This window comes from Streptomyces sp. UNOC14_S4, assembly GCF_020740835.1.
Taxonomy (GTDB): domain Bacteria; phylum Actinomycetota; class Actinomycetes; order Streptomycetales; family Streptomycetaceae; genus Streptomyces.
In genome coordinates this window covers 1-10,058 of the sequence record NZ_JAINFC010000276.1, presented here as the reverse complement: position 1 = coordinate 10,058, position 10,058 = coordinate 1, and the positions used below count along the sequence as shown (strand labels likewise).

Sequence of the window (10,058 nt, the reverse complement as noted above, 5' to 3'; positions counted from 1 at the left end):
CTCCGGCCCCGCCCCCTCCACCGGACGTCGACTGCCGGTAGGGGGCGCCTACGCCGGTTGTCGGCTCTCCGCCCGTCCAGGTCGCGCCCCGTCGGGCGCGCCCCGCCAGGGGCGCGGGGAACTGCGCGAGCAACCAGCGACGACCCGCAGCCGCCGGACGGACACGGGCGACCGAGCCCGCAGGCGGCTTTTAGGGGCGCGGGGAACTGCGCGAGCAACCACGGACGGTCCGCACCCGCCAGACGAGCCCAGCCCACCGAGCTCGTGGGCGGCTTTCAGGGGCGCGGGGAACGGCGCGACCAGCCCCCACCGGACCTGCTGCCGTGCGCGGAGCGCAAGGGCGGAGCGCAAGGGTCAGGAGTGGCCGAGCTCCTCGTCGAGGGGCTCGCCCCGGAGCGGCAGGGGATCGACCCGCGTCTCGTCGATCACCGGTTCCGGCGCCTTCGGCGCCTTCGGCATGACGGCGGCCTCGGAGTGGCCGCCGCAGCCGTAGGTGAGGGAGACGACGTGACCGTCCGCCGGGCCGAACTCGTTGGCGCAGACACCGAACGCCTGGCCGAGCTGGCCGCCCAGCCGGACGAGGAAGCCGCAGCTGACGCAGGAGGCGGGGGCGGCCTGGGCCATGGGGGTCTTCTGGCCGTAGGACTCGTCCCAGCGGTCGGCCGCGGAGTACAGGCCGTAGCGGGACAGGACGCGCGCACGCCGCATACCGAGCTCCTCGGCGACGGCGGCGATGGAGCCGCGGGCGGGGGGCGCGGCCTGGGCGGCGGGCGAGCCGACGGTCACGTCGGCGTCCTCCTGGTCGCCGAGGCGGTCCATCTCCTCGGCCAGCGCGGAGTTCGGCGGGGCCTCGTCCTCGCCGCTCCAGCCGGGCTCCAGGCGGAGGTCGTCGGCCTCGGTGGGCAGCAGGTCGCCCGGGCCCATGTCGCCGGGGCGCAGGCGCTCGCTCCAGGGCACCCATTCGGGGGCGAGCAGCGCGTCGGGGCCGGGCAGCAGGACGGTTTCGTCGAGGGTGACGGCCTTGGCGCGGGAGGCGCGGGCGACGGTGACGGCCCAGCGCCAGCCGCGGTAGCCGGGGGCCTTGCAGGCGAAGTAGTGCGTGACGACGCGGTCCCCGTCGGCGACGGCCTCGATGTGGTCGCCGACCATGCCCGGCAGCGCCGCTTCCTCGGCGGCCGTACGGGCGAGTTCGACCGCCTCGGCGCACAAGCGGTCCGGGGTACGGCTTCGCATCGCAGCACTCACAAGAATCGATTCTCTCTTCCACGCCGTCTCACGAGTGCGCCGGCCGAGCGGCCGGGTCCGCGGACGGAGCGGACCGCAGGGCCGCGTCGACGTCCGCGCCCGAACGGCCTCGGGCGCACCTGGTCACTTCCATTCTGCGGGATCGTGACCCGGGGCGCGGCCAAGAACGACCGCCAGTGGCGCGAGACGCACGCTACCCCGACGGGGGACCCCGGGTATACCCGGGCTTCGGCGAGCCCCCGGACGGACCTCCGGGAGGCGCGCCCGGAGGTGCGCCGGGAGGCGTGTCGCGGCGGACCGGCGCGGGAGTGGCTGCCGTGTCCGCGAGTCCGCCGGGGGCGCCCCCGGCGGCCGTCCGGAGTGCCGTGCGCCGTTCCGCTTGGGGCAAGATGGCGTGGTGGGAGCCATCCGGTCAGCCGAGAACGGCCCGCTCCGCCGTGCGGGCCGGGGCGTCGGCCGCGTGCTGCGTGCCCCGTTCGTCTGGGCCGGGCGGGGTGTCCGCCGGGCCACGCACGCGCACGGCGCGGGCGAGTCGGGGCTCGGCAAGCTGATCGAGCTGCACGCGGTGCACTCGGCGGGCGACATGCTCATCACGGTGGCGCTGGCCTCCACGGTCTTCTTCTCGGTGCCCACGGACCAGGCGCGCGGCCGGGTGGCGCTGTACCTGGCGGTCACGATGGCGCCGTTCACCCTTCTGGCCCCGGTGATCGGGCCGCTGCTGGACCGGCTGCCGCACGGCCGCCGGGCGGCGATGGCGGGCGCGATGGTCACGCGGGCGGTGCTGGCGCTGACGATGTCGGGCGCGGTGGCGACCGGCGGCCTGGAGCTGTATCCGGCGGCACTGGGCGTGCTGGTGGCGTCGAAGGCGTACGGGGTGGTGCGGTCGGCCGTCGTGCCCCGGCTGCTGCCTCCGCGCATCTCCTTGGTGAAGGCGAACTCACGGGTGACCCTGGGCGGGCTGCTCGCCACGGGAGTGGCGGCCCCGCTCGGCGCGGGGCTGCACCAGCTGGGGGCCGCGTGGCCGCTGTACGGGGCGTTCCTCGTGTTCGTGCTGGGCACGGTGCTGTCCCTCTCGCTGCCGCACAAGGTGGACTCGGCGAAGGGCGAGGCGCGGGCGCGCCTGGTCTCGGGCGAACACCGGCCCCACCTGCGGCCCGCCCTGGAGCGGCGGCGTACGGCGGTGACGGACCGGTTCGCCTGGCGTCGCCGCGGGCCGGGCGGGCAGCGGGCGAAGCAACGGACGAAGCAGCCCAGGCCGGGTTTGCGCACGGTCGGCAGTTCGGTGCTGCATGCCCTCCAGGCGAACAGCGCGCTGCGCGTGTTGTCCGGGTTCCTCACCTTCTTCCTGGCGTTCCTGCTGCGCGTGCACCCGATCGGCGGACTGAGCCCCGCCGTCTCGCTGGGCCTCGTGGCGGTCGCCGCGGGCGCCGGCAACGCCCTGGGCACGGCGATAGGCGCGCTGCTGCGCTCGCGCGGCCCGGAGAAGACGATCGCGCTGGTGCTGTCGCTGGCCCTGGGCGTCACGGTGGTCACGGCGGTGTTCTTCAACGCCTTCTTCGTGGCGCTGGTGGCGGCCACCGCGGGCATCGCGCAGGCGCTGGCCAAGCAGTCGCTGGACTCGCTGATCCAGCGGGACGTGCCGGAGGAGGTGCGGACGTCCGCGTTCGCCCGCTCCGAGACGCTGCTCCAGATGTCCTCGGTGGTCGGCGGCGCGATCGGCATCGTGCTGCCGCTGCACGGAGTGCTGGGCATGTCGGTGGCCTCGGCGGTGCTCGCGCTGGGCGTGGCGACTGCCGTACGGGGGCTGCTGACGGCGGCGAGGCGCGGCTCGCCGCACCCGCGCGTGGCGTGAGTGGACGGGCCCGATAGCCTGCCCGCATGACCGTTGCGTTTTTCCAGGGCAGGCGCCGCCGCGGCGCTGCCGCCGTCGGGGCCGTCGCCTTCGGGCTCCTCGCCCTTTCCGCCTGCGACAAGCCGACGCCCCTGGCGACGGTTACCGTCGGTTCGACGACCGTGCAGACCGAGGCCGCCTGCTTCGACGAGGACAAGGCCCTCGACCAGGCCGGCCTTGAGAAGTGCCTCAAGGAGCAGCCCTCCGACTCCGCCAAGACCGTCAAGGTGAAGCCGGGCGACAAGGTCCACGTCGGCGTCGACCCGAAGATCGCCGACGAGGGCTGGTTCGTCGTCAGCAGCAACCAGCAGCAGAACAACAACACCAAGCTGACGTACGCGACGCTCGACGGCCAGCGGCTCTTCGCCGTCCCGTCCCCCATGGGCGGCTCCACCCTGTCGAAGGACACGGTGCTGTCCGTCATCAGCAAGAACGGCGTGTGGAGCGTCAAGCTCCAGCTGGACAACGGCTGACGGCTCCCGGAGGGAAGCACCCGCTGATGCGCGTACTCGTCGTCACCGCCGTCGCGGCGGAACGTGACGCGGTCGTCCGCGGCGTGGCTTCCGCCGCGACGGGGACCATGGAGGCCGTGGAGATCGCGGTGCCGGGCGGCTACGTCCTGCACCGCGTGACGGCGCCGCTCGCCGTGGACGTACTGGCCGCCGGGGTCGGCCCCGCGGCCGCGGCCGCCGCGGCGGCGACCGCGCTGACGGCCGCCACGCTCGCGGGCGCCCCGTACGGCCTGGTCGTCTCGGCGGGCATCGGCGGCGGCTTCACCGACGGCACGGCGGGCGCGCCCGTCGGCTCCGTCGTCGTCTCCGACGCGATCGTCGCGGCCGACCTGGGCGCCGAGACGCCCGACGGCTTCGTCCCCGTCACGGACCTGGGCTTCGGCACGGTCGAACACCGCCCGCCGGAGTCCCTCGTCCACGCCGTGGCCACCGCGACCGGCGCACAGCGCGGCGAGATCCTCACCGTCTCGACGGTGACCGGCTCCGCCGAGCGCGCCCGCGCCCTGGCGGCCCTGCGCCCCGGCGCGCTGATCGAGGCCATGGAGGGCTTCGGCGTGGCGGAGGCGGCCGCGGCGCACGGCGTACCGGCGCTGGAGATCCGCGCGGTCTCCAACGCGGTGGGCCCACGGGACCGCGCCGCCTGGCGCATCGGGGAAGCGCTCCAGGCGCTGACGAAAGCGTTCGGCGCCCTTCCCGGGGCCCTCGCCGGGGGCGCCCCGTAAGGGGCGCGAGGAACTGCGCGGCCAGCCCCCACCGACCCGCAGACGCGCGCGCAGCGCAAGACGCACCCCGGTAGGCGCACACCGGCACACAAGACCGCGAGGAGAGACTCATGAGCGAGCCGCTCAAGATCGCCTATTCGCCCTGCCCCAACGACACCTTCGTCTTCGACGCCTGGGCCCACGGCCGCGTCCCCGGCGCCCCCGCCCTCGACGTGACGTTCGCCGACATCGACATCACCAACGGCATGGCCGAGCGCGGCGAGTTCGACGTGCTCAAGGTGTCGTACGCGGTGCTCCCCTGGGTGCTGGACGAGTACGCCCTGCTGCCCACCGGCGGTGCCCTGGGCCGCGGCTGCGGCCCTCTGGTGCTCACCCGGGAGCCTGGCGTCGCGGCGGACCTGTCCGGCAAGACGGTCGCCGTGCCGAGCGAGCGCTCGACGGCCTACCTGCTCTTCCGGCTGTGGGCCGCCGCCGAGGTGCCCGGCGGCGTCGGCGAGGTCGTCGTGCTGCCGTTCCACGAGATCATGCCCGCCGTCCGCGAGGGCAAGGTGGACGCGGGTCTGGTCATCCACGAGGCCCGCTTCACGTACCGGCAGTACGGGCTGCACCGCCTGGCCGACATGGGGCAGCACTGGGAGGACACCACCGGCCTGCCCATCCCGCTCGGCGCGATCATCGCCAAGCGCTCACTGGGCACGGCCACGCTGCGCGAACTGGCGCAGGCCGCGCGCACGTCCGTGCAGATGGCCTGGGAGGACCCGGAGGCGTCCCGCCCGTACGTCCTGGAGCACTCCCAGGAGACGGACCCGGCCGTGGTCGAGGCCCACATCGGGCTGTACGTCACCGAGTTCACGGCCGGCCTCGGCGAGGACGGCTACGCCGCCGTACGCGGGCTGCTGACGCGCGCCGCGGCCGAGGGACTCGTACCGCCCCTCGGCCCGGACGCGCTGGAATTCGCCTGACCACGGCCCTTCGACGGGCGGCGGCCGGCCTCTTCCTGTGCGGAACGAATCAGACGTCCAGCTGGTCGGCCACCGCCCGCAGCATTCCGGCGATCTTGGCGCCGTGGGCCTTGTCGGGGTAACGACCGCGCTCCAACTGCTGGGTGACGCTCTCCAGGAGGGTCGTCAGGTCCTGGACGATGGAGGCGAGCTCGTCGGGCTTGCGGCGCTGGGCCGCCGCCACCGAGGGTGCGGGATCCAGGAGGATCACGGAAAGGGCCTGGTCACCGCGCTGACCCGCGACGACGCCGAACTCCACCCGCTGTCCGGGCTTGAGGGCGTCGACCCCGTCCGGGAGCACCGAGGAGTGCACGAAGACGTCTCCGCCGTCGTCGCGGGAGAGAAAGCCGAAGCCCTTCTCACTGTTGAACCACTTGACCTTGCCGGTAGGCACGTCTGTCCTCGTCCTCGTGTCTCGTCGGAAATACGGAAAGGGTCTGCAATCAACGGAAAAACAGCTCTTGATAGCACTACAGCGGGTCGTAAGACCCGCTACTCCAAGGCTAATGGTCCCGGGCCCCGTGACAAGACGTCCTTTTCCGTGCGGCGATGGGGCCACCATGCCGACGACCAGGGATCTACCCTGGTCGGGTGAGTAGTGAAACTCCCCGGGACGGGGATCTGCTGGTACGCATCGGCGCCATCGTCTTCCTCGTCGGTGCGGTGGCCACCCTGGCGACGGTCGCCCCGCTGTTCCTGGGCGCCGAACCGCTGCCCACGGCAGCGTACTTCGTCAGCATGCTCATGGGGGCGGGTTTCCTGATCGCGGCCGCCGGAGTGCTGCGGGCCGTGGCCGCGCAGCGGCGTCAGGCGCGGGCCGCGCTCTCCTCCGTGCCGTCCGGGAGCGGCCCGGCCCCGTCCCGGTAACCGCGCAGCCACTCCGGGAAGGCCGTGAGGCCGGCCAGCACCACGTCCGCCCCGGCGGCGCGCAGTTCCTCCGCCGCGCACGGCCCGGTCGCCACCGCCACGGACAGCGCCCCGGCCGTACGCGCGCCACGCACGTCACCGACGTGGTCGCCGACGTAGACCGCCGCCCCGTGCGCACGCAGCGCGGTGGCCTTGGCCTCGGCCCACAGGTCGCCCACGACGGCGTCCGGCGCGAGGCCGAGGTGCGTCAGGTGCAAGCGCGCGTTGCGTTCGTACTTCGCGGTGACGACGACCGACCGGCCGCCCAGCTCCCGTACCGCCGCGAGCGCCTCGCGGGCCCCGGGCATCGCGGGCGACGCCTCGACGGCGACGGACGGGTAGAGCGCGCGGTAGCGGTCGGCGGCCTCGTCGACCCGCTCGGCGGGGAACCAGTGGGCCAGCTCCTGCTCCAGCGGCGGCCCCACCCTGCTGCACACCAGGTCGACGTCGATCTCGGTGCCGGTGGCCGCGGCGAGGGCCTCGTAGGCCGCCCTGATGCCCGGTACGGAGTCGATCAGGGTGAGATCGAGGTCGAAGCCGACGGTGAACTGAGTGAACCGGTCGAACCGGGGTGCGCCGGGGTGCCGCGGTTGCAGGGTCATGCCCCACATTCTGCCGTGATGCCCCACCCGTACACTTAGCGTCGCCTAACTTGACCCTCTTGCGAGCCACGCGCCCCACCGTTCACGGGCCGTGTACCCCGTACGACATGAAGTGGGAGCGATGTCAGCCGCCGTCCCGATCAGCAGCCCCCGGTCCCCACGGGTCCGGCGCCGCGTCGGCTGGACGGCGGCGGCGGCCGTCGCCCTGCTGGCCGCGGTGCTGTTCAGCCTCGCCGTGGGAGCGCGCACGACCGCGCCCGCCCAGGTCTTCGACGCCCTCTGGCACGACGCGCCCGGCGCGGCGGGAGCCGTCGTCCGCGAGATGCGGCTGCCGCGCACCGTCGTCGGCTTGATGGTCGGCGCCGCGCTCGCCGTCGCGGGCACCGCACTCCAGGGCATCACCCGCAACCCCATCGCCGACCCCGGCGTCCTCGGCATCAGCCACGGCGCCTCGCTCGGCGTGGTCGTCGCGATGACGCTCGCGGGCGTGCAGTCGCTGGCGGGCTACGTGTGGTGGGCGTTCGGCGGGGCGGCCCTCGCCTCCGTCGCCGTCTACGCGATCGCGGCACGCGGCCGCGGCGGGGCCACCCCCGTCAAGCTCGCGCTCGCCGGAGCCGCGATCAACGCGCTGCTGCTGTCCGTCGTGCACGCCGTGCTCACCACGCACGCCGCGGTCCTGGACCGGTTCCGGTTCTGGCAGGTCGGCACGCTGCCCTCCCTCGACACCGGCATCCCCGGCAAGCTCTGGCCGTTCCTGCTGGTGGGCATGGTGCTGGTGTTCTGCGTGGCCCGCGGCCTGGATGCGCTCGCGCTCGGCGAGGACGTCGCCAAGGGGCTCGGGCAGAACGTCGCCGCCGTACGCATCGTGGGCGGCGTCGGCGCCACGCTGCTCACCGGCGCGGGCGTCGCGGCGGCCGGACCGATCGCCTTCGTCGGCCTCGCCGTGCCGCACATCGCCCGCGCGCTCGTCGGCACCGACCACCGCTGGCTGCTGCCGATGTCCGCCCTCCTCGGCCCCGTGGTGCTGCTCGTCGCCGACACCGTCGGCCGCGTCGTCTTCCCGCCGAGCGAGGTGCCGTCGGGGGTGATGACCGCGCTGATCGGGGTGCCGTTCCTGATCGCGCTGGTGCGCCGGAAGAAGGCGGTGGCGGCATGACACTCACCTCCGCCCGTCGTGGTGTCCCCGCCGGGTACGCCGTCGTCCGCGCGGGCCGCGGCTCGTTCCTCGTGCACCGGCGCGCGGCCGGCGTGGCCACCGCCCTGACCGTGCTGCTGGCCGCCGCGTGCCTGACCTACCTGTGCTGGGCGCAGTCCTTCGTGGCACCGTCCGAGGTGCTCAAGGTCGTCCTCGGACAGCCGTCGCCGCAGGAACTGACCGTCGGCACCTTCCGGCTCCCCCGGATGACGGTCGGCCTGCTGGTCGGGGCGGCCTTCGGAGTGGCCGGGGCGCTGATCCAGACCGTGTCCCGCAACCCGCTGGCGAGCCCCGACATCATCGGCGTGACCCAGGGCGCGAGCGCGCTGACCGTCGGGGCGCTGACGTTCGGCGTCACCTCGTACGCGGTGCTGCCGTACGTGTCCGTGCTCGGCGGACTGCTCGCGGCCGCCCTCGTCTACGCCTTCGCCTGGCGCGGCGGGATGCACGCGGGCCGCTTCGTGCTCATCGGCATCGGCTTCGCGGTCGCGCTGCGCGCGGTCACCAACCTCTTCATGACCAAGGGCGACTACCTGGTCGCCCAGCAGGCCAAGGTGTGGATGACCGGCTCCCTCGCCGACCGCGGCTGGGCCGAGGCCGTCCCCGTCGCCTGGGCCCTGCTCCTGCTCGCGCCCTGCGTGTGCTGGGCGGCACGGGCGCAGCGCACGGTGTCCATGGACGACGACACGGCGACCGCGCTGGGCGTACGGCTGGACCGGGTACGGCTCGGGCTCGCCGCGCTCGGCGTGGTCCTGGCCTCGATCGCGACCGGCGCGGCCGGGCCCGTCGACTTCGTGGCGCTGCTCGCCCCGCAGCTGGCCCGCCGTATGACGCGCACGGCCCAGATCCCGCTGCTGTGCGCGGCGCTCACGGGCGCGGTGATCGTGGTCGTGGCCGATCTGCTGGGCCGCAAGCTGTTCGCGCCGACGCAGCTGCCGGTGGGTGTGCTGACCGCGGCGGTCGGCGCGCCGTATCTGATCTGGCTCCTGGTCAGGGGCCGTACGGGTCGTTCTGGAGGTAACGCGTGACGGAGACGATGACGGCTGTCGGCGGGGCCAGGCTCACCGCCCGGGACCTGACGCTGGCCTACGAGGACCGGACCGTCGTGGACGGCCTCGACCTGGCGATACCCGACGGCGCGGTCACGGTCGTCGTCGGCCCGAACGCGTGCGGCAAGTCCACGCTGCTGCGGTCGCTGGGGCGGCTGCTGAAGCCCGTGCGGGGTGCCGTGCTGCTCGACGGCACCGAGCTGGCCCGCATCCCCACGCGCGAGATCGCCCGTTCGCTGGGCCTGCTGCCGCAGTCCCCCGTGGCGCCGGAGTCCATCACCGTCGCCGACCTCGTCTCCCGCGGCCGCCAGCCGCACCAGCGCTGGTGGCAGCAGTGGTCGGACGAGGACGAGCGCGCCGTCACCGAGGCCATGGCCCACACGGGTACGGCGGCCCTCGCGGACCGCTCCGTCGACGAGCTCTCCGGCGGCCAGCGGCAGCGGGTGTGGATCGCGATGGCCCTGGCCCAGGAGACCGACCTGCTCCTCCTGGACGAGCCCACGACGTATCTGGACATCTCCCACCAGGTGGAGGTCCTCGACCTGTGCCGCCGCCTCAACCACGAACGGGGGCGGACGGTGGTGGCCGTCCTCCACGACCTCAACCAGGCGGCGCGCTACGCGGACCACTTGATAGCGATGCGGGCGGGGCGGATCGTGGCGGAGGGGCCGCCGTCGGAGGTGGTGACGGTTTCTCTGGTGCGCGAGGTCTTCGGCCTGGAGTCGGTGGTGATCGCTGACCCGGTGACGGGGGGTCCGCTGGTGGTTCCGGCCTCGCCGTGGGGTTTTTCCGGGTGACTTTGTCTGCGGGCCGGTGGTCGCTTCTCGCGCAGTTCCCCGCGCCCCTGGGTGGTCGGGTGGGCCGGGGGAGGGGCCTACGGCCGGAACCTGAAACGCGGTGCGTGCGGCCACCTCCCGTGGGGAGCCGTACTCCAT

Annotated in this window: 11 protein-coding genes; 8 read left to right on the top strand and 3 right to left on the bottom strand. The window is 74.0% G+C overall.

Annotated features, from left to right (window positions below; all coding sequences use genetic code 11):
- Positions 1–354: 354 nt before the first annotated feature.
- Positions 355–1,233: a DUF3027 domain-containing protein gene (locus tag K6I34_RS23000; RefSeq protein ID WP_229328225.1), complete on the bottom strand. Its 879-nt coding sequence runs from the start codon at positions 1,231–1,233 to the stop codon at positions 355–357.
- A 409-nt stretch (positions 1,234–1,642) separates the two neighbouring features.
- On the opposite strand from K6I34_RS23000, the gene K6I34_RS22995 reads away from it, so the two are divergent.
- The 4 genes from K6I34_RS22995 (at position 1,643) to K6I34_RS22980 (ending at position 5,332) form a co-directional block, all read left to right on the top strand.
- A complete protein-coding gene (locus K6I34_RS22995; RefSeq protein ID WP_229328224.1) occupies positions 1,643–3,097 on the top strand; it encodes an MFS transporter in 1,455 nt (484 codons plus the stop codon).
- A gap of 26 nt (positions 3,098–3,123) precedes the next feature.
- Positions 3,124–3,609, top strand: coding sequence for a DUF2771 domain-containing protein (locus K6I34_RS22990; protein WP_229328223.1), 486 nt, complete (start codon positions 3,124–3,126; stop codon positions 3,607–3,609).
- 26 nt (positions 3,610–3,635) lie between these two features.
- Positions 3,636–4,370, top strand: coding sequence for a futalosine hydrolase (locus K6I34_RS22985; RefSeq protein WP_229328222.1), 735 nt, complete (start codon positions 3,636–3,638; stop codon positions 4,368–4,370).
- Between the two features lie 110 nt (positions 4,371–4,480).
- Positions 4,481–5,332, top strand: coding sequence for a 1,4-dihydroxy-6-naphthoate synthase (locus tag K6I34_RS22980; protein WP_229328221.1), 852 nt, complete (start codon positions 4,481–4,483; stop codon positions 5,330–5,332).
- 49 nt (positions 5,333–5,381) lie between these two features.
- On the opposite strand, the gene K6I34_RS38385 is transcribed toward K6I34_RS22980, so the two are convergent.
- Positions 5,382–5,765, bottom strand: coding sequence for a cold-shock protein (locus tag K6I34_RS38385; protein ID WP_308294042.1), 384 nt, complete (start codon positions 5,763–5,765; stop codon positions 5,382–5,384).
- Between the two features lie 155 nt (positions 5,766–5,920).
- On the opposite strand from K6I34_RS38385, the gene K6I34_RS22970 reads away from it, so the two are divergent.
- On the top strand, positions 5,921–6,238 hold the full coding sequence (locus K6I34_RS22970; protein ID WP_229328220.1) for a hypothetical protein: 318 nt from the start codon (positions 5,921–5,923) through the stop codon (positions 6,236–6,238).
- On the opposite strand, the gene K6I34_RS22965 is transcribed toward K6I34_RS22970, so the two are convergent.
- Positions 6,178–6,879, bottom strand: a complete 702-nt coding sequence (locus K6I34_RS22965) for an HAD family hydrolase (protein WP_229328219.1) — start codon at positions 6,877–6,879, stop codon at positions 6,178–6,180. The genes K6I34_RS22970 and K6I34_RS22965 overlap by 61 nt on opposite strands.
- 121 nt (positions 6,880–7,000) lie before the next feature.
- Here K6I34_RS22965 and K6I34_RS22960 point away from each other — a divergent pair, with 121 nt between their 5' ends.
- From K6I34_RS22960 to K6I34_RS22950, 3 genes are read left to right on the top strand one after another with little or no spacing between them, the layout of a single operon-like run.
- On the top strand, positions 7,001–8,035 hold the full coding sequence (locus K6I34_RS22960) for an iron ABC transporter permease (protein WP_229328218.1): 1,035 nt from the start codon (positions 7,001–7,003) through the stop codon (positions 8,033–8,035).
- Positions 8,032–9,102 (top strand): iron chelate uptake ABC transporter family permease subunit, encoded by a 1,071-nt coding sequence (locus K6I34_RS22955; protein WP_229328217.1) that lies wholly within the window; start codon positions 8,032–8,034, stop codon positions 9,100–9,102. Before K6I34_RS22960 ends, K6I34_RS22955 begins: the two co-directional genes overlap by 4 nt.
- A gap of 8 nt (positions 9,103–9,110) precedes the next feature.
- A complete protein-coding gene (locus K6I34_RS22950; protein WP_229328226.1) occupies positions 9,111–9,920 on the top strand; it encodes an ABC transporter ATP-binding protein in 810 nt (269 codons plus the stop codon).
- The last annotated feature ends 138 nt before the right edge of the window (positions 9,921–10,058 follow it).